This window comes from Pseudomonas sp. B21-059 (assembly GCF_026016285.1).
In the GTDB taxonomy this organism is placed as follows: Bacteria; Pseudomonadota; Gammaproteobacteria; order Pseudomonadales; family Pseudomonadaceae; genus Aquipseudomonas; species Aquipseudomonas danubii.
Window position 1 is genome coordinate 1354757 of the sequence record NZ_CP087201.1, and the last position, 18372, is coordinate 1373128.

The following is an 18372-nucleotide window of genomic DNA, read 5'->3' on the forward strand; positions in this document are numbered from 1 at the left end:
TCACGCCCGGAGAAAAGACATGACTATCGAAACATTCACTTGGGTACCCAAGATCGAGCCCGTGGGCAGCGTCGAGTTTCGCCTCAAGTCGGCGCGCTTTGGTGATGGCTATCAGCAGGTTGTCCAGGACGGGATCAACAACAAGACCCAGTCCTGGCCGCTGACTTTTGTCGGTGACGACAAGAAGATCAAGCCGATCATCAACTTCATCGACGCCCATCAAGGAGCCAGGCCTTTCTATTGGACCCCGCCGTTGGGCGAGCAGGGGTTGTACCGCTGCAAGACCTACCAGCCCTCGCCGTTGGGCGCAGGGATTTACTCGCTCAGCGCAACTTTTGAACAGGCATTTCATCCATGACTATCGATCCGATCCACCTTGGCAGTGCTCCCAACGATGGCACCGGGCAAAACCTGCGTTCGGGGGGGCAGACTATCAATGAAAATTTCGCTGAGCTGGACACCCGTACGGCAACAGCACAGGCCACAGCCGAGCAGGGTGTTGAACAGGCTTTAGCCGCCAAGGCCAAGGCTGATGCGGCGATTCCGGCATCAGCTCTAGGAGCCACTGTGGCTCAATTGGTCAATGGAACAGTACCGCAGTCGCAGTTACCCAGTGATGTGCTGGAGTTCGCGACGCTGGCCGGTTTTCCAGCGACGGGTGAGAGCGGGAAGATCTATATCGCGGTCAATGATGGTGGCAGCCTGAGCAATCCCAGTAAGCAATATCGCTGGAATGGCTTGTCCTTCGTGCTGATCCCTTCCTCCCCAGGGTCAACGGATCAGGTGGCGGAAGGGGCGACCAACCAGTACTTCACAGCGGCGCGTGTGCGTTCGACGACGCTGACGGGCCTGGGAGCGCCGGTCAACGCTGCTGTCGTCGCCAGCGATACGCTGTTGCAAGGCATTGCCAAGTTGCAGGCGCAGGTCGACGCCAAACTCGGCAAGAGCGAGAAGGCTATCGATTCGGACAAGCTGGCAGGCCAGACTGCGGCTTACTATCGTGCCCCCATGGGCGGAGCGACCGCCACCGCCTCCGGTACTCAGGGGCTGGTGCCTGCGCCGCCTCAGCTGGAAACGGATAAAGACCGCTTCCTGTGCAGCGATGGAACCTTCAAGGAAGTCAGCAGCGGTACTGGTTTGCCGGTGGGAGCGACGATTCCCTGGAATTTGCCAGCGGACACGATTCCTGCAGGCTTTGTCGAGCGTTCTGGACAGATTTTGCAGCGCGCCGTATGGCCGGGATTGTGGGCAAAAGTTCAGGACGCATCGGTATCGGATGAGCAATGGAAGTCCAACTCCGTATTTCGCGGTTGCTATTCCAGTGGTGACGGTTCCACGACCTTCCGGATGCCGGATGACAATGGCAAGTACGACCAGCGTGGTGTCGGCGGCGTTACCTATCGGGGATACGGCTTGAATTCGACAGGCATCGTGGGAATGCACCAGGCTGACCAAGTGCAAGGCATGAAGCATCGAACCCCTGTAAATGGGGGGGGAGGCAACTCGACGGGATTGAACCCGATGTTCGGTGGTGATACCAATCAGAGCACCCAAGTTGGAAACGTGACGGTGGCAACAGGCTGGACTGCCTACACTGCTGGTGCGGTATCCGATGGTTCCAATGGCACGCCTCGGGTTGGCGCAGAAACCCGCATGGCCAACTCCACCGTGATCTGGATCACCATGGCTGCAGCCTCTGCTTCTGCCCCTGGTGAGGTCAATATCCCTGCATTGGCTACTCAGGTGGACAACAACGCTCAGCGAGTGACAGCCATGGAGGCTGTCCTGGGGCCTGTAAAACCTATATGGATGAGTAGTTGCAACGTCAACAGTGTCTTTGCGATTGTCAATGGGGTGTTGTGGTCTACTTGCGGGGCGGCGGGGGTGTATGGCAACTACAGCGCAGGCCGTGGACCTAACGCTTTGACCACGTTCTATGGACTGAACAATTTCAGTCGAGTGAACATTCCCAGTACCTCTCCTGTGGTCAAGGCAGGGGCTGTTGGCCATAACGCCTATGCCTTACTGAATAACGGCGAGTTGTGGGTATGGGGATATAACAATAATGGCCAGTTAGGCATGGGGCATGTGTCGATTGTTCTTACTCCGAGCTTGTCTACGGGGGATGTACTGGATGTTTATTTCCATGAATCCAACTCGGGCCATAACTGGGATGGAGGCAAGGCTGTTATCCGCAAGGCAGATGGCTTGTATGTCGCTGGCTACAACGGATACGGGGCCTTGGGCACTGGGGATACCACATCACGTAATGTTTGGACGAAAGTCTGGGATATACCCAGCAGGGGGAATGTCAAACAGGTGTGGAACGTTGGTAGTTCATTTGGACGCACCTGGATCCAGACCTCTGACAACCGCTTATTCGTGAGTGGTTACAACGGTCAGGGTCAGGCCGGTATTGCTACTCCGGCCAATATTGTTTCGTTCACCGATGTGACTGCCGCCTGGGGGGGGGCGGACGAAATTGCCAAGCTGGTCAGTATTAAAGGGGGAAGTGGGTGGGCGGACAGTGCTGCGAATGCCAACGGATTTACTGTGATTCAATTTACTGATTCGATGCGTACCTGTGGCATTAACACCTATGGCCAGTTGGGGAACGGCAACACCAATACCTTGATGACCCCTTTCAAAATCTCGCTGACATTCTCTCAATTGAGCGTTTGTGGTGGAGGGGTGGGCTCCTGCTATGCGGTGGATAACGAAGGTGCGCTTTGGGTCTGGGGCCATAATGGCAACTCGGCTTTGGGTACTGGTAATACCACTAATCTTTCGTCGCCCACCAAACATCCTACGTTTGACGGAACCACGGCTGATCGCAAGGTCAAAAAAATCATGACCCTCGACTACGACCGACCTTATTACAGTTACTGTTTCCCTATGTACATCCAGACTATCGCAGGGGATGTCTACCACATGGGGGTCAATGGCTATGGCGAAGGTGGCAGGGGGATAGTAGGAACTCTCAGCACGCCAAGTCTCGTAACACTGCCCAAGCTGGGCAATAGCGGAAAACCAATCACTATCGAAAGTATCGGCTTCTTAAGTACCTCGCATGCCGCTGCTGGAGCAACGGTTGTCTATGCCATAGACAACGAGGGCATGCTCTACGGCTGGGGACATCAGGGCCAATACGGGGTTTACCTCTCTAACGCTGCAGTTGACTGCCTGGTTCCTTTGCAAATGAAACCTAACTGGATGCTTTAGCCGCTAAACCGCTGCGAGTTACCCCCTGCCCGCCCTGTGTGGGCTTATTTTTGCCCGAGGAATCACTATGCCGATCACGGCCGATATCCAGACCCTGGAGCCAGGCGCGTGGGTGGAGCTTTTTGAGCTCGACGCCACCAGCCTCGGCGCCGAGCTTTATCGCTTTCACGGTTACCCCCAGCAGTCGTCGATCTTCTGGCAGGGGCTTGAGTACTCACCCTGGCCGATTCAGGCCGAGGGTTTTGAAATGACCGGCAAGGGCGCGCAGCCGACTCCGACGCTGTCGGTCGGCAACGTCGGCGGTTTCATCACTGCCCTGGTGCTGTATTTCGAGGACCTGGTCGGGGCCCGGTTGATTCGTCACCGGACCCTAGGCAAGTACCTGGATGGCCAGCCTGAAGCCGACCCCGAAGAAGAGTTGCCGCCAGACATCTGGTATGTCGAGCGCAAGTCTAGCGAAGACAACGAAGTGGTGAAGTTCGAACTGGCCAGCGCCCTGGACTTCAACGGTGTGCAACTGCCACGACGGCAAATCGTTGCCAACGTCTGCTGGTGGCTCAGTTGTGGAGGCTATCGCGGGCCTTATTGCGGCTACAACGGTGGTCCGGTAGCGGATCTCAACGATGTGATCGTCACCGATGCGGCCAAGGATAAATGTGGTGGTCGGTTGAGCAGCTGCAAGCTGCGTTTCGGTGAAAACAACCCGCTGCCTTTCGGTTCGTTTCCAGCGGCAGGGTTGCTACGGAGCTGAGCATGAACAAGGCAAATCGGGCCGCCATCGAGCGCCACGCGCTGGCCGAGTACCCCAAGGAATGTTGCGGGCTACTGATCCGCGAGGGGCGCAAGCGGGTCTACGTGCCCTGTCGCAACACCGCTGTCACGCCCAGCGAACATTTTCGCCTGGCCCCCGAGGATTACGCGGCGGCGGAAGAGCGCGGCGAGGTGCTGGCGGTGATCCACAGTCACCCGGATTATCCACCGGCTCCCAGCGAGGCGGATCGGGTGGCCTGCGAGGCGTCGGGCTTGCCCTGGCACATCCTGGAAGTGCGCAAGGACGATGACGGCACTTTGCACAAGGGCGACTGGGCGAGTCTGCTGCCCACGGGGTATCAAGCGCCGTTGATTGGCCGAGCCTTTGCCCACGGCATTCACGATTGCCTGAGCATCATCCTGGACTACTACCGTCGTGAACTGGGTATCGAATTGGGTAGCTACCAGCGTGAAGACGGTTGGTGGGACAAGGGCGGCAACCTTTATTTAGAGAATCTGCCTCAGGCCGGATTCGAGCGAGTCAATGACCTGCGCCAAGGCGATGTGGTGCTGATGCAGATCCGCTCGCCGGTGCCCAATCATGCGGCGATCTATCTGGCTGACGGCGTGCTCAAGAGCGAGCCGGAGCACTTCCCCGCGCCAGGCTCGATCCTGCATCACCTCTATGGACGCGACAGCAAACGGGACACCTATGGTGGTTACTGGGACGAGGTAACAGTCAGCATCTGGCGACATCGCCAGCTTATGGCGATGGATTGAAGTGCATCGTCTTTCCTTGAAATCAACCGGGGATCTTGTTCCTGGGAGTGATGTGATGAATCAGCAAAAAATCCGCGTCATCCGTCTCTACGGCACTCTGGGCGCACGTTTTGGCCGAGTGCACAGGCTGGCGGTCAGTAATGCCTCGGAAGCGGTTAGAGCCTTGTGCATCCTGATTCCGGGGTTCGAGGCTTTCCTGATGGAGTCCAAGGACCGCGGACTGACCTACTCGCTGTTTCTTGGCCGCGACAACATCGGTCACGACCGCTTGAATGCCCCCTGTGGTGCCAGTGATATCCGAATCGCTCCGGTATTGATCGGTAGCAAGCGTTCAGGTGGATTGCAAACCATCATTGGGGTCGCATTGGTGGTGGCTGCGTCGTACTTCTCCGGGGGCATGTTTGCTGCGGGGGGGAGTTCGACATTGATAGGCACCACCGGCACCACGGGCTGGACCATGGCCGCGCAGATGGGCATCGCCCTCGCCATGGGTGGGGTCATGCAGATGATGTCTCCGCAGCTCAAGGGGCTGGGGGCCATGGACCGTCCCGACAACCGCGCCAGCTACAGTTTCAATGGTGCGGTCAATACCAGTGCCCAGGGTAATCCGGTGGGGTTGCTGTACGGTCAGTTGACCGTTGGCAGCTCGGTGATCAGCGCCGGGATCTATGCCCAGGACCAGCTCTGAACCCGGCTGGGTCCACCCTTTACTTGAAGCCCGCCTTGGCGGGTTTTTTATTGCCAGGAGAACCCCATGGGCTTGGCCGTAGAACGACAAAAGATGCAAACCGTGCTGTTGTCCGGCTCCCTGGCAAAGATGTTCGGACGTGAGCATCGAGTGGCCATTACGGGTGGCTTCAAGGAGGTGATGGGGTACTTCCGTCAGTTCCCCGGCTTCGAGCGCTACATGCTGCAGAGCGCGGACCAAGGCTTGCGATTCGCGGTGTTCAATGGACGGCGCAATTTGTCCGAGACCGATATTCATCAGCCTTTGGGCAAAGAAGTGATTCGCATCGCCCCGGTCCTCAGCGGTTCGAAGCGCGCCGGTGGATTGCAGACCATTCTGGGCGCGGTGTTGATGGCCGTGGCTTATTTCAACCCCTTTGGATACCTGACCGGCCCTGCTGCCTCGTTTCTGTTTATGACGGGGGCGAGCATGGCGATGGGGGGCGTCATGCAAATGCTGGCGCCTCTACCAAAGGGGCTCGCTGCTCAGGATCGGCCGGAAAATCGCCCCAGCTACAGCTTCAACGGCCCGGTCAACACCAGCGCCCAGGGTCATCCAGTGGGCCTGTTGTACGGTCAGTTGACCATCGGCAGCGCCGTGATCAGTGCCGGCATCTACGCCGAAGATCAACTCTAACCCCTCCTGTCTTCAACCTGCCTGCCGTTGCGCGGGCCTTATTTCGCCTGAAGGAAAGCCATGACTGACCTTACTCTCGCTGGCAGCAAAGGCGGCGGCTCCAAGCCCCGTCCCTCCGTGGAGGCGCCAGACAGCCTGCAAAGCACGGCTTATGCTCGGATCCTCGATCTCGTCAGCGAGGGCGAGATCGTGGGCTTGAAGAATGGCAAGCGCTCGGTGTTTCTCAACGAAACGCCCCTGGCCAACGCCGATGGCAGCTTGAACTTCTCCGGGGTCACCCTCGAGACCCGCAATGGCAGCCAGGACCAGACCTACATCCCGGGATTCCCGGCGGTGGAAAACGAATCTTCGGTGGCGGTGGAGTTGCGCAGTGACCAGCCCTGGAGCAAGGCCATTACCAACCTGCAACTGTCGGCCGTGCGCATTCGCCTGGCGGTCTCGCGGCTGGCGCAGACCAACACCAGCAATGGCGACACCAACGGTTATACGGTGCGCTATGCCATCGACCTTTCCACCGATGGCGGTGCCTTCGTGGAAGTGCTGCAAGCAGCCTTCAGCGGCAAGACCTCGAGCAAGTACGAGCGCTCCCATCGCGTCGATCTACCTGCCGCTACTGCTGGCTGGACGGTTCGTGTACGGCGCCTGACACCGAACTCCACCAGCGGAGCGATCGCCGACACCACCAGTGTCGAGTCCATCACCGATGTGATCGACGCCAAGTTGCGCTACCCCGGATCGGCGATCATCGGCCTGCAATTCGATGCCTCGCAGTTCCAGTCGATCCCCACCCGATCCTTCGAACTGCAGGGGCGGATTATCCGCGTACCCAGTAACTACGACCCGCTGACCCGGATATACAGCGGCGTCTGGGATGGCACCTTCAAGTCGGCCTGGACCGACAACCCAGCCTGGATCTACTACGACCTGCTGCTGCACCAGCGCTATGGCCTGGGGCATCTGCTCAACGCCGCCCAGGTGGACAAGTGGGAGCTGTACCGCATTGGCCAGTACTGCGACCAGCCGGTCTCCGATGGCAAGGGCGGTACCGAACCACGCTTCACTTGCAACCTCTACCTGTCGGTTCGTGCCGACGCCTTGAAAGTGCTGCAGGACCTGGCAACCACCTTCCGCGGCATGGCCTATTGGGGCGCCGGTTCGGTGATGGCCGTGGCCGATATGCCGGAAGACCCGGTGTACACCTACAGCAATGCCAACGTGGTCGACGGCAAGTTCGTCTACGGTGGTTCGGCGAAAAAGACCCGCTACAGCGTGGCCCTGGTCAGCTGGAACGATCCGGCGGACTTCTACCGGCAGAAGGTGCAGTACGTCGATGACCCTGAAGGCATTGCCCGCTACGGCGTGCAGCAGACCGAAATCACCGCCACCGGTTGCACCTCCCAGGCCCAGGCTCAGCGCATCGGTAAATGGGCGCTGCTGACCAACCGCCTGGAAACCGAAAGCGTGAGTTTCGCCGTGGGCCTGGATGGCACCCTCGCACGCCCTGGGCAGATCATCCGGGTGGCGGACAACGACAGGGCAGGGCGCCGGATTGGCGGCCGACTGCGTTCCGCGACCCTGGATACCCTGGTGCTCGACGCCGACGTGAAGGCCTATCCGGGGGACACCGTCACCCTGATCATGCCCACCGGCAAGGCCATCTCGCGGGTGATCAAGTCAGTGGGCTATCCACTGACCTGGGACAGCACGGGGATTACCTGGGACAACGGTGACATCACCCTTGATAGCACCGGCTTTCCTGCCGAAGTTCAGCGGGTGGTGCTGGAGAAGAAGCTGGAGGAACTGCCGCCAGAGCAATCGATGTGGGCGATCGATTCGCCGACCTTGGCAGCCCAACAGTTTCGGGTGCTGTCGGTGGCTGAAGACTTCAGCGATGACTCCATCAAATACAGCATCAGCGCGGTCAAGCATGTACCCAGCAAGTTTGACGCGATTGATAACGGCGCGCGGATTGAGCGGCCGCCGGTGACAGTGATACCGCCGAGTGTGCAACGGCCGCCGAGTAATGTTCGGGTGAGCAACAATCACTTTGTCGATCAGGGCAGTGCGGTCAGCGTCATGACCATCGAATGGGATCGCCCAGAAAGCGCGATTGCTTATGAGGTTTACTGGCGCAAGAACGATGGCGAGTGGGTATTTGCCGGGCGCACCGGTGCGACTTCGATCGAAGTGAGCGGGATCTATGCCGGTCGTTATGTGGCCAAGGTTCGAGCGATCAACTCGCTGGATATTGGTTCGGTGTTCGCGACTTCTACCGAGACGATACTGAATGGCAAGACCACGCCACCACCGGTGGTGGCGTCGTTCACCGCCGAGTCGATTGTGTTTGGCATCAAGTTGAAGTGGGGCATTCCGGCGGGTGTCGCCACTGCGGATCTGCAGCGAACCGAGATCTGGTACAGCCAGACCAATGACGTCGGAACGGCTATCAAGTTTGGTGATTACGCTTATCCGCAGACGGATCTGACGATCATGGGCTTGGCTGCTGGAGTGCGGTTTTTCTTTTGGGCCCGGCTGGTGGATCGCATTGGCAACGTGGGGGCGTTTTATGGCCCGGTTACCGGGCAGTCATCGTCGGACGCCGGGCCAATTCTTGACTACCTCAGCGATCAGATCACCGAGACGCAGTTGAGCCAGCAGTTGCTGGCGAAGATCGACTCGGGCGGTGGCGCTCAGGTCGAGGTTGAGGCCCTGAAAACCGAACTGGCGGCCATGTACTCGATCAAGACCCAGCTCACGGTCGACAACAAGCCATACCTGGCCGGCATCGGCGTCGGGGTCGAGAACAACCAAGGAATCATCACCAGCCAGGTTCTGATCGCGGCCAGTCGATTTGCGATTATCGACCCAAACACCACCGATGTTTTTTACCCGTTCGTTGTGCAAGGAAACGCTGCTTATATCAAGTCTGCGTTTATTGAGAACGGATCGATTACTAATGCCAAGATTGGTGACTACATCCAGTCGAATGACTACGTTTCAGCTCAGGCAGGGTGGAAGCTTGATAAAATAGGGAACTTCGAAAATAACGGATCGGGCGACGGTTTTCGCGTAACCCAAACCAACCGCTACTGGCGTTTGTACGTTAATGGTCTAACGCCTCCGCTTGTTGAGCTTGGAGTGCTTAGTTAATGTCTGATTTAGTTGGTCTGCGTGTAAGGGATAAGTTGACTGGTGCAATTGTGCTTGATATTACCGACAGGCTCACTAGGGTTTTGGGTACTGTCGAAACTGGCACGTCTCCTGGGTCAATACAGGTTCCAGAGTTTGCGACTGGTAGCGGGTGGGTTACTAGGTTTGATGTGGTTCCTGATATTGTGACAACCGGAATGCGGCCGGTGGCTACAATATCGGGTACTACCCTATCTTGGTATTTTCCATCGGGTTATAACTACTTTATCGGTGCGACTCTTGTTTATGGAGTTTATTAATGGATGCCGTAGGGTTTAGGGTTCGCAATAAAGAAAAAATATTGCAAATAGACGGACAGTACAAAAATCACGCGCTTTTACAAAAGGTTACGCTTCAGCCGACCAATCAAGTTTTCGGGGACAACAGTCTAAGGTACATAGATATCCCAATTCCTCAATCCTCAACAATCCCGCTTCTTGCGCTAAGGTGCGATTTCTATTGCTTCTACACAATGGCAGACGCAAGCACATATAGGATTTTCACCAAGAGAACTCCGTCAACTGAAGCGCCGCCAACAGTTGATGTCTATATCTTCGGCAGTCCACCAGCCACTAGTGCATCGGGAGGTATAGGTTTTAGAGTGAGGAATCAGGTAACTGGAGCTGTTGTTTTCGATTCGAATTACAAATATCTAAGGGTTCTAGGGCACTATACCAACACTAGCGCCACCCCATCATCACCAATAACGTTTTCTGGTCGAAAGGTTGCGTTAGTGCAGGGCGTCAGATCATATGGAGCTTTTAAGGATAGATCCGGGTTTGTGGTGATCGACTCAACATATTCCGGGGTGATGTCAACTCCATCAGAAAGCGCAGCAGTGTATCAGTACATTATAGTTAGATCTTTCAATCTTCCTTGGGATGGTGGTTCATATCCTAGATATGATTACTCCAGTCGTTCAAACTCTTTCATGGTTATTGATGTGACAAACTTTTAATGAGAAATGTTGATGCCGATCACTGAGCAGCAGCTGCTGCAGATCCTCCCCCAAGCCCGCCAAGTCGCGGGCTTTTTTGTGCCTGGAGTTTGACCATGACAATTCAGAACGCCCGCGGCGTCCGCAACCGCAACCCTGGAAACATCGACTACAACCTCATGCTGAATTGAACGCTGAGCCTGGTAAGTAGTTCGGATTTTGTCGTTCGTCGCCCTGGACCCTTGGCTGGCCGCTCGACATTACCAATACGGAACTGGCTAAAGCTAAGGCCAGCGAGACAACCCGGAAGCGCTAGTAGGCGCGAAGGGCAGAAAGTCGGTGCCCCGAGCCTTTCTGGTGGGTGCAAAACGCTACGCAAAATCCTTTCGCCAGCCCTCTACGATCATTTGGAAAAACCATGAAAATTACTCCTGTCTATACCCAGGTGCGTACTCACTGTCCCAGTTTTTCCAATCATGTAGTGGTTGGTACTGATATGTCCTCTTTGGACACAGCTGATGCTTCGCAAACTCCTGCTGCTCATGTCGTGTCCTTGGCCGATATTGCAAGTCGGAGCACCATTCAAAATGCCACTTCTTCAACCATCCGCGACCGCTTCGAAGTCGCCTTGCTCCTCGACGCCAGCAACCCACAACAAGCCCTGGACCAACTCCACGACCTGCGCGCCGAACTATGGCGCGCCCTGGTCGGTTTCAAGCCCGGCGCCGAGTACAACCCGATCCAATACGACGGCGGTGAAATGGTGTCGTTCGACGCCACCCGCTTGCTCTACCGCCTGCGCTTCTTCGCCGAATTCCAGCTGGGGCGCAATCTGCCCGGGCAGCCGGCGGAAACCTGGCATGAGCGTGAACTCGACGGCTTGCCGTCCTTGACCGGGGTCACGGTGCGGGTCGATGCCATCGATCCGGCGGACCCCAATTTGAAGAAACCGGGCCCCGATGGGCGCCTGGAGCTGACTTTTTCAGGAGAGCTGAAGCAATGAGCAAACGCATCACCGTGCTGCCGGTCGCTGGCCGCGCCGTACCGGACCCGGAAGCAGGCGATCTGCTGCCCGCCTCCGGCCGTGAAGTGCCGGACAACGCCTGGTGGCGCCGGCGTCTGGCCGATGGCGATATCACTAGCAAAGCCGTGAAAGCGGCGAAATCTCAAGGAGCCAAATAATGGCGATCGGTTTCAGCAATATCCCGGCGGACATCCGTGTTCCGCTGTTCTACGCCGAGATGGACAACTCGGCGGCCAATAGCGCGTCTTCGGCCATGCGCCGTCTGATCGTCGCCCAAGTCAATGACAACCAGACCGGCGATGACCTCGGCAAGCTGGTGCTGGTGTCCAGCGTGGCCCTGGCCAAGAGCATCGGCGGGCAAGGTTCGATGCTCGCCTCGATGTATGAAACCTGGCGCAAGACCGACCCGGTGGGCGAGATCTGGTGCCTGCCGCTGCACAGCACTGAAGGCAGCGTGGCCAAGGCCGAGTTGAAGCTCACCGGTAGCGCCAGCGCCGCCGGCCTGCTCAATCTGTACGTCGGCGGTGTGCGGGTGCAGGCCTCGATCGTCAGCGGCGCCACTGCCGCTCAGGCGGCCAGCGCCCTGGCGCTGAAGGTCAATGCGGCAGTGGATCTGCCGGTGACCGCAGCAGCGGTCGACGGCACGGTGACCCTGAGTGCCAAGTGGACCGGCGACAGCGGCAATGACATCAGCCTGCAACTCAATCGCCTGGGCAAGAGCAATGGTGAAGAAACCCCGGCAGGCCTGACCCTGGTGCTGGGCAAGATGGCCGGCGGCACCGGCGTGCCGGATCAGGTCGAGGCCCTGGCGGCCCTGGGCGATGAGCCGTTCGAGTTCATCTGCATGCCCTGGACCGACACCGCCAGCCTCAATGCGTGGCAAGCGGTGATGGACGACAACACCGGCCGCTGGTCCTGGGCCAAGCAGCTGTTCGGTCATGTCTACAGCGCCAAGCGCGGCACCGTCGGCACCCTGGTGGCGGCCGGTCAGGCGCGCAACGACCAGCACATCACCATCCAGGCCCTGGAAACCGGCGTGCCCCAACCCGTGTGGGTTCAGGCCGCAGCCCTGGCGGCGCGGACCTCGGTGTTCATCTCCGCTGACGCCAGCCGTCCGACCCAGAGCGGTAGCCTGCCGGGGATCGATCCGGCGCCGGCCAGCGAACGCTTTACCCTGACCGAGCGCCAGTCGCTGCTCAGCTACGGCATTGCTACTGCCTACTACGAAGGCGGCTACATGCGCATTCAGCGGGCGATTACCACCTACCAGAAGAACGCTTACGGCCAGGCTGACAACTCCTACCTGGACAGCGAAACCATGCACCAGTCGGCGTTCATCGTGCGCCGGCTGCAAAGCGTGATCACCAGCAAGTACGGGCGCCACAAGCTGGCCGCCGACGGCACCCGCTTCGGCGCCGGCCAGCCGATCGTGACCCCGAGCACCATTCGCGGTGAGCTGATCGCCCAGTACGCCAAGCTGGAGCTGGAAGGCCATGTGGAGAACGCCGAACTGTTTGCCGAGCACCTGATCGTTGAACGCGACGTGCAGGACCCGAGCCGGGTCAACGTGCTGTTCCCGCCGGACTACATCAACGGCCTGCGGGTGTTTGCGCTGCTCAACCAATTCCGTCTGCAGTACGACGCCGCGGCCTGAGCCGGACCTGCATCACTGCGCTTTTTCAGCCCGCCTTGAGCGGGCTTATTTTTTGGGAGAAACATCATGGGTCAACTGATTGCGGGCACCTGCTACGTCAAAGTGGACGGCGCTCAACTGACCATCAGCGGTGGCTGCGAAGCACCGCTGATGGCCGTCAAGCGGGAAACCGTGGTTCCGGGTTTCTACAAGGAAACCGACCTCACCCCGTCGTTCAAAGTCACCGCGCTGCACACCCCGGACTTTCCGCTCAAGCAGCTGATCGAAGGTGTCGACATGACCGTCACCTGCGAGTTCGCCAACGGCAAGGTCTACGTGCTGGCTGGCGCCTACCTGGTGGACGAGCCTATTGCCAAGGGCGACGACGCCAGCATCGAACTGAACTTCGAAGGGCAGAAGGGGACCTGGCAATGAGCAACACGGTGAAGCTGCAAGTGCCCATCGAGGCCCACGGCGAGCCCCTGGCCGAACTCACCCTGCGCCGTCCGACGGTGCAGGAAGTGCGGGCGATCAAGGCGCTGCCGTACAAGATCGACAAGAGCGAAGAAGTCAGCCTCGACATGGACGTCGCGGCCAAATACATCGCGGTCTGCGCCGGTATTCCACCGTCCTCGGTGAACCAGCTGGACCTGGTGGACCTCAACGCCTTGAGCTGGGCGGTGGCGAGTTTTTTCATGAGTGCGGCATCGCAGCCATCGCCGACCTGATCGCTGTCGCCTATGACCTGGCCTGGTTCTGGAAGGTCGACCCCGAACAGATGATGGCCAGGCCACTGGATGTGCTCCGGGAATCCCTGGAGCACGCGCAACGGATCAATGCGATGCAGCAGGTGCAGTGATGGCAGACACACAAACCGTAGAGAAGAAGTCGGTGCTGTTGACCGGCATCGACGAACTGTCACCCAAACTCGTCGCCCTTCAAGGCAAGGTCGACTCTTTCAAGAAAAACCTTGAGCAGACCGGGCTGGGCAAGCTGGATATCAGCGGTCTGTTCAAGGGCGGCAGCTTGATCACCCCGTTTCTCGACGGGATCAAGGCCTGCGACGCGTTCAAGGGCAAGCTGGCCGAGGTTGGCGATTCCAGCGCGTCGGCCGATGCAGCCAAAGGCATGAATGTATTCAGTCAGTCCATGGCCAAGGTGTCCTCGGCCATTGATGCTGCGCTGGCGCCGGCGGTGGGGGCACTGGTGGTCGGTCTGGAGCCCATGCTCAACAGCCTGGGGACGCTGCTCGACGACAACCCCAAGCTGGTTGAGGGGCTGGCGATGGGTGCCATTGCCTTTTCGGCGATGCAAACCGCCGTGACCGGTGCGACCCAGGTGCTCGACCTGATGGGCACCGTGGCCAAGGCCAATCCGGTGATGCTGATTGCTATGGGCATTGCCCTGGCGGCCGGTGTGATCATTGCCAACTGGGGGCCGATCTCGGCCTTTTTTGTCAGTCTCTGGGAGGGCGTAAAGACTCTTGCGACGCAGGCGTTGGAAGGGCTGAAAACCCTGTTCAGCTGGACGCCCTTGGGCATGCTGATCGGCAACTGGGGGGCCATCACGGCGTTCTTTGCCGGGCTTTGGGACAGTATCAAGGCGATGACGGCTTCGGTCGTTGGCTTCCTCAAAGAAGTGTTTTCCTGGTCACCTCTGGGACTGATCATCGATAACTGGGCTGGGTTGACGGGCCTGTTCGCATCCATCTGGGAGTCGCTCAAGGCCTTGACGGTACCGGCGATGGCCTTTCTAAAAGGCCTGTTCGACTGGGTGCCGATGGACATGATCACCAAGAGCTGGGGCGCGGTCACCGGCTTCTTCGCGTCGCTCTGGGGAGCGTTGAAAACGGGCATCCAGGCGATCAAAACGGTGTTCCAGACGCTGTTCGACTTTTCTCCGTCCGTGTTGCTTTACAACAACTGGGGGGCTGTCAGCAGCTTCTTCAGCTCGATCTGGGCGGCGCTGCAACCGGGTATCGATGCGATCAAGAAGGTCCTGCAAACGCTATTCGACTTCTCTCCGCTGGTGATTCTTTACAACAACTGGGGCGCGGTTACGGGCTTTTTCAGTTCGATCTGGGCCGAGTTGCAACCGGGTATCGACTCGATCAGGAAGGCCATTGAAGCCCTGTTCGACTGGTCGCCGATGGAGCTGATCATGACCAATTGGGCCCCCATCGCCGATTGGTTTTCCGGGCTGTGGAGCAAGCTTCAAGAGTTGATGGTGCCGATCAAGGAGCTGTTCGAGGGCGGTTTCGGAGGGCTGATTGCCACGGTCACCGGTAAGGTCGAAGGCTTTACCGAGGCGCAAAGGCAAATCAACGCCGAGGGTAAAGGCGGGCTGGCATCACCCTTTGCCGCAACCCAGGGCAGCTCGCTGACCCAGCACTCCAGTGCCCTGATCCAACAGAACGCTGCCAACAACCGCACGCAACTCGAAGGCGGGTTGACCGTACGTTTCGAAAACGCCCCGGCAGGCCTGCGTGCCGAACAGGCCAAGACCAATCAACCAGGCCTGAACGTGGCTTCGACCCTGGGCTATCGCTCACTTTCCCTAGGAGGTTCCAATGGCGGATAACTGGCGTGATCGTTTGTTGCCCGCATCCTTTCGCGGCGTGCCGTTCTGGGTCGATCAGGCGAAAACCCCGGTGGGCCAGAAAGGCCAGTTGCACGAGTACCCACAGCGCGACCAGCCGTTTTTCGAGGGCCTTGGCCAGCAGGCGAAAATCCACGATCTGACGGCCTTTATCGTCGGCGCCGATTGCCTGGAGCAGCGCGACAAGCTGCTCAAGGCCCTGGAGGAGGGCAGCGGCGAGCTGGTGCACCCTTGGCTCGGGCGGATGCAGGTCAAGGTCGGCGAATGCGAGATGACCCAGAGCCGCCAGGACGGCGGCCTGGTGACTTTCAGCCTGAAGTTCTATCCGGACCAGCCGCTGCGCTTTCCCTCGGCAGTGGTCAACACCCAGCAGCAGGTGCTGGTGGCCAGCGATACCTTGCTGGGGGCGGCGGTGCTGCGGTTCGAATTTACCACCAACCTGATCAAGCAGGCACGGATCGGCGTGGCGTCTTTGCGTCAGGGGCTGGCGGACGTGTATCAGGTCATCGAGCACGAGTTCAAGCCGTTGATCGAGTTCTATGGCGATCTCAACACCCTGGTCAAAGCGGTCAAGGAAATACCCAAGGAGCTGAGCACGGAGTTCAAGGGGTTGCTGGACGATGTACGCGGGCTCAAGGACTTTGCCCGTACCGGCTATCGGCAGATGCTCGCCGATATTTCCCAGCAGGTGGAGGCGGCCCGGCGCATCGATGCGCCGAAGCTGACCACCGGCAAGGACACCACGGCGGCGGCCGAGGCGGTGGCCAACCTGGTGCAGGATGCGCTGCTGGTGCAGATCGCCCGGCTGGTGTCGGCGTTACCGGTGGCCACGCCCGTGGTGAAGCTCAAGAACACGCCGCCCCTGGCGCAGCAGGCCAGCCGGCCGGTGCAGCGCCTTGAAGTGCCGGTGGCTGACGATGTGCTGGCGCTGCGCGATCAGTTCAATGAGCTGATCTGGCAAGCCGCGCTCAAGGCCGACGCGGTGCATTACCAGGCGCTCAACACCCTGCGTCAGCAGGTGCAGGGGCACCTCAATGCGGTGGCGTCCTCGGGGGTGCGGCTGGTCAGCCTCAGCCCCAAAAGCAGCGTGCCGGCGCTGGTACTGGCCTATCAGCGGTTTGCCGATGCGACGCGGGTCGGCGAAGTGGTGCAGCGCAACCGGGTGGCTCATCCGGGCTTCCTGCCGCCGGCTGATCTGCAAATCGCTCGGGAGTGACCCATGGACGAATTGGCAAATATCGTCACCCTGACGGTGGACGGACTGGATTACAGCGGCTGGAAAAGCGTCGAAATCAGTGCGGACCTGGAGCGTCAGTTCCGTACCTTCAGCCTCAACATCACCTGGCAATGGCCGGGGCAGGATGCGCAGGTACGCATCCGCCCGGGCGCTCGCTGCCAGGTGCGCATCGGTTGCGACCTGGTGCTCACCGGGCATGTCTACAAGGCGCCGATCAGTTACGACGGCCAGCAGATCAGCCTGAGCATCCAGGGCAGTTCCTTGACCCAGGATCTGGTGGATTGCGCGGCCATCAACCGGCCGAGTCAGTGGCGCCAGCAGGACGTGCTGAGCATCGTCCGCGCCCTGGCCGGCTCCTATGGGGTCGGGGTGCGCAGCGAAATCGCTCCAACCAGCAAGCTGCACACCCACAGCATCGTGCCGGGGGAGACGGTGTTCGCCTCCATCGACCGTTTGCTGACCCTGTACCGAGTATTTTCCACCGACGACGCCGACGGTTACCTGCTGCTGGCGGCGCCGGGCAGTGGTGGGCGCGCCAGCGATGCCCTGGAGCTGGGCAAGAACATTCTCTCGGCCAATGCCGCCATGGATTTTTCCGCGGTGTTTTCCGAGTACCGGGTGATCGGCCAGCACAAGGGTAGCGACCAGAGCAGTGGGGCTGCAGTCAGCGAAGTATCCGGCCAGTCCAGCGATGCCAGTGCTTCACGCAAACGGGTGACGGTGATCAGCGAGGCGGCGCAACTGAGTGCGGAACTGGCTCAGCAGCGCGCTGACTGGGAGCGCGGCACCCGCACCGGCAAGGCCCTGACCACCACCTATCAGGTGCAGGGCTGGCGCCAGAGCAATGGCGACTTGTGGAGGCACAACACCCTGGTGCGAGTGATCGATCCGGTGCTGGGGTTTGATCAGGACATGCTGATCTCCAAGGTCACCTGGTCGCTGTCCGAGCAGGGCTCGATCACCACCCTGCAGGTGGCCCCGCCTCACACCTTCGACGCCAACCCGACACCCGGCAAAACCTGAAACCCGCGCCCATCCGTAGGAGCCGGCTTGCCGGCGAAGGCATCCGGCACGAAACCGCGCAACCCCTGTTCGCCGGCAAGCCGGCTCCTACCCTCCAAGGAACTCAGCATGAGCCTACTGACACGCCTGTTGGCGCGGGGCACCGTGGTGCTCGCCAACTCGGCCAACAAACTGCAATCGCTGCAAATGCGCCTCACCGCCGGCGAGGTCAACGACGACATGGAGCATTTCGAGCCTTACGGGTTCACCAGCAATCCCCTGGCCGGCGCCGAGGGGATTGCCACCTTCCTCGGTGGCGACCGTTCCCACGCGGTGGTGCTGGTGGTGGCGGACCGGCGCTACCGCTTGCAGGCCCTGGCCGCCGGCGAAGTGGCGATCTACACCGACGAGGGCGACAAGATCCACTTCAAGCGCGGTCGGGTCATCGACATCGACACCGCGACCTTGAATATCCGCGCCAGCAGCGGCGTCAACATCGACAGCCCGACCCTGAGCATGAGCGGCAAGATCGTCTCCCAGGGCGATCAGGTCGCCGCCGGTATCAGCCAGATCAACCACGTCCACAGCGGCGTGCAACCCGGCCCGGGTCAGACCGGCGTGCCGGTGGGAGGTTAAG

At 59.5% G+C, this 18372-nt stretch carries 17 protein-coding genes; all 17 read left to right on the top strand.

Annotation, left to right across the window (positions count from 1 at the left end; all coding sequences use genetic code 11):
• Positions 1–19 precede the first annotated feature (19 nt).
• The 17 genes from LOY69_RS06065 to LOY69_RS06145 all read left to right on the top strand — a co-directional run bounded on the left by LOY69_RS06065 (position 20) and on the right by LOY69_RS06145 (position 18371).
• Positions 20–358 (top strand): phage tail protein, encoded by a 339-nt coding sequence (locus LOY69_RS06065; RefSeq protein WP_047302098.1) that lies wholly within the window; start codon positions 20–22, stop codon positions 356–358.
• Entirely contained in the window at positions 355–3222 is a 2868-nt protein-coding gene (locus LOY69_RS06070; RefSeq protein WP_265074253.1) for an RCC1 domain-containing protein, read from the top strand. Before LOY69_RS06065 ends, LOY69_RS06070 begins: the two co-directional genes overlap by 4 nt.
• A 67-nt stretch (positions 3223–3289) precedes the next feature.
• Positions 3290–3973, top strand: a complete 684-nt coding sequence (locus LOY69_RS06075; protein WP_019093175.1) for a phage minor tail protein L — start codon at positions 3290–3292, stop codon at positions 3971–3973.
• Between the two features lie 2 nt (positions 3974–3975).
• Positions 3976–4752 (top strand): C40 family peptidase, encoded by a 777-nt coding sequence (locus LOY69_RS06080; protein ID WP_265074254.1) that lies wholly within the window; start codon positions 3976–3978, stop codon positions 4750–4752.
• A gap of 55 nt (positions 4753–4807) precedes the next feature.
• On the top strand, positions 4808–5440 hold the full coding sequence (locus tag LOY69_RS06085; protein ID WP_110652370.1) for a tail assembly protein: 633 nt from the start codon (positions 4808–4810) through the stop codon (positions 5438–5440).
• A gap of 66 nt (positions 5441–5506) precedes the next feature.
• Complete coding sequence (locus LOY69_RS06090) at positions 5507–6115, top strand: tail assembly protein (RefSeq protein WP_110652371.1); 609 nt, start codon at positions 5507–5509, stop codon at positions 6113–6115.
• A 60-nt stretch (positions 6116–6175) separates the two neighbouring features.
• Complete coding sequence (locus tag LOY69_RS06095) at positions 6176–9265, top strand: host specificity protein J (RefSeq protein WP_265074255.1); 3090 nt, start codon at positions 6176–6178, stop codon at positions 9263–9265.
• A 298-nt stretch (positions 9266–9563) separates the two neighbouring features.
• Positions 9564–10262: a hypothetical protein gene (locus LOY69_RS06100; protein ID WP_265074256.1), complete on the top strand. Its 699-nt coding sequence runs from the start codon at positions 9564–9566 to the stop codon at positions 10260–10262.
• A 397-nt stretch (positions 10263–10659) separates the two neighbouring features.
• Entirely contained in the window at positions 10660–11244 is a 585-nt protein-coding gene (locus LOY69_RS06105; protein WP_265074257.1) for a hypothetical protein, read from the top strand.
• Positions 11241–11423, top strand: coding sequence for a DUF2635 domain-containing protein (locus LOY69_RS06110; RefSeq protein ID WP_047302105.1), 183 nt, complete (start codon positions 11241–11243; stop codon positions 11421–11423). Before LOY69_RS06105 ends, LOY69_RS06110 begins: the two co-directional genes overlap by 4 nt.
• A complete protein-coding gene (locus tag LOY69_RS06115) occupies positions 11423–12919 on the top strand; it encodes a phage tail sheath subtilisin-like domain-containing protein (protein ID WP_265074258.1) in 1497 nt (498 codons plus the stop codon). The genes LOY69_RS06110 and LOY69_RS06115 overlap by 1 nt, the downstream gene beginning before the upstream one ends.
• Positions 12920–12985: 66 nt before the next feature.
• Positions 12986–13333, top strand: a complete 348-nt coding sequence (locus LOY69_RS06120) for a phage tail tube protein (RefSeq protein WP_011059564.1) — start codon at positions 12986–12988, stop codon at positions 13331–13333.
• Complete coding sequence (locus LOY69_RS06125) at positions 13330–13626, top strand: phage tail assembly protein (protein WP_102861412.1); 297 nt, start codon at positions 13330–13332, stop codon at positions 13624–13626. The genes LOY69_RS06120 and LOY69_RS06125 overlap by 4 nt, the downstream gene beginning before the upstream one ends.
• A 130-nt stretch (positions 13627–13756) precedes the next feature.
• The gene (locus LOY69_RS06130; RefSeq protein ID WP_265074259.1) at positions 13757–15478 is read left to right on the top strand and encodes a phage tail protein; all 1722 of its coding nucleotides are present in this window, start codon (positions 13757–13759) and stop codon (positions 15476–15478) included.
• Positions 15468–16712 (top strand): DNA circularization protein, encoded by a 1245-nt coding sequence (locus tag LOY69_RS06135; RefSeq protein WP_265074260.1) that lies wholly within the window; start codon positions 15468–15470, stop codon positions 16710–16712. Before LOY69_RS06130 ends, LOY69_RS06135 begins: the two co-directional genes overlap by 11 nt.
• 3 nt (positions 16713–16715) lie before the next feature.
• Positions 16716–17756, top strand: coding sequence for a phage baseplate assembly protein (locus LOY69_RS06140; protein ID WP_265074261.1), 1041 nt, complete (start codon positions 16716–16718; stop codon positions 17754–17756).
• 108 nt (positions 17757–17864) lie between these two features.
• Positions 17865–18371, top strand: a complete 507-nt coding sequence (locus LOY69_RS06145) for a phage baseplate assembly protein V (protein ID WP_265074262.1) — start codon at positions 17865–17867, stop codon at positions 18369–18371.
• Position 18372: the final 1 nt, after the last annotated feature.

Excerpts from the sequence above, each read along its gene's own strand:
- LOY69_RS06065 (WP_047302098.1), top strand. The coding sequence starts at position 20 with ATGACTATCGAAACATTCACTTGGGTACCCAAGATCGAGCCCGTGGGC.
- LOY69_RS06070 (WP_265074253.1), top strand. The coding sequence starts at position 355 with ATGACTATCGATCCGATCCACCTTGGCAGTGCTCCCAACGATGGCACC.
- LOY69_RS06075 (WP_019093175.1), top strand. The coding sequence starts at position 3,290 with ATGCCGATCACGGCCGATATCCAGACCCTGGAGCCAGGCGCGTGGGTG.
- LOY69_RS06080 (WP_265074254.1), top strand. The coding sequence starts at position 3,976 with ATGAACAAGGCAAATCGGGCCGCCATCGAGCGCCACGCGCTGGCCGAG.
- LOY69_RS06085 (WP_110652370.1), top strand. The coding sequence starts at position 4,808 with ATGAATCAGCAAAAAATCCGCGTCATCCGTCTCTACGGCACTCTGGGC.
- LOY69_RS06090 (WP_110652371.1), top strand. The coding sequence starts at position 5,507 with ATGGGCTTGGCCGTAGAACGACAAAAGATGCAAACCGTGCTGTTGTCC.
- LOY69_RS06095 (WP_265074255.1), top strand. The coding sequence starts at position 6,176 with ATGACTGACCTTACTCTCGCTGGCAGCAAAGGCGGCGGCTCCAAGCCC.
- LOY69_RS06100 (WP_265074256.1), top strand. The coding sequence starts at position 9,564 with ATGGATGCCGTAGGGTTTAGGGTTCGCAATAAAGAAAAAATATTGCAA.
- LOY69_RS06105 (WP_265074257.1), top strand. The coding sequence starts at position 10,660 with ATGAAAATTACTCCTGTCTATACCCAGGTGCGTACTCACTGTCCCAGT.
- LOY69_RS06110 (WP_047302105.1), top strand. The coding sequence starts at position 11,241 with ATGAGCAAACGCATCACCGTGCTGCCGGTCGCTGGCCGCGCCGTACCG.
- LOY69_RS06115 (WP_265074258.1), top strand. The coding sequence starts at position 11,423 with ATGGCGATCGGTTTCAGCAATATCCCGGCGGACATCCGTGTTCCGCTG.
- LOY69_RS06120 (WP_011059564.1), top strand. The coding sequence starts at position 12,986 with ATGGGTCAACTGATTGCGGGCACCTGCTACGTCAAAGTGGACGGCGCT.
- LOY69_RS06125 (WP_102861412.1), top strand. The coding sequence starts at position 13,330 with ATGAGCAACACGGTGAAGCTGCAAGTGCCCATCGAGGCCCACGGCGAG.
- LOY69_RS06130 (WP_265074259.1), top strand. The coding sequence starts at position 13,757 with ATGGCAGACACACAAACCGTAGAGAAGAAGTCGGTGCTGTTGACCGGC.
- LOY69_RS06135 (WP_265074260.1), top strand. The coding sequence starts at position 15,468 with ATGGCGGATAACTGGCGTGATCGTTTGTTGCCCGCATCCTTTCGCGGC.
- LOY69_RS06140 (WP_265074261.1), top strand. The coding sequence starts at position 16,716 with ATGGACGAATTGGCAAATATCGTCACCCTGACGGTGGACGGACTGGAT.
- LOY69_RS06145 (WP_265074262.1), top strand. The coding sequence starts at position 17,865 with ATGAGCCTACTGACACGCCTGTTGGCGCGGGGCACCGTGGTGCTCGCC.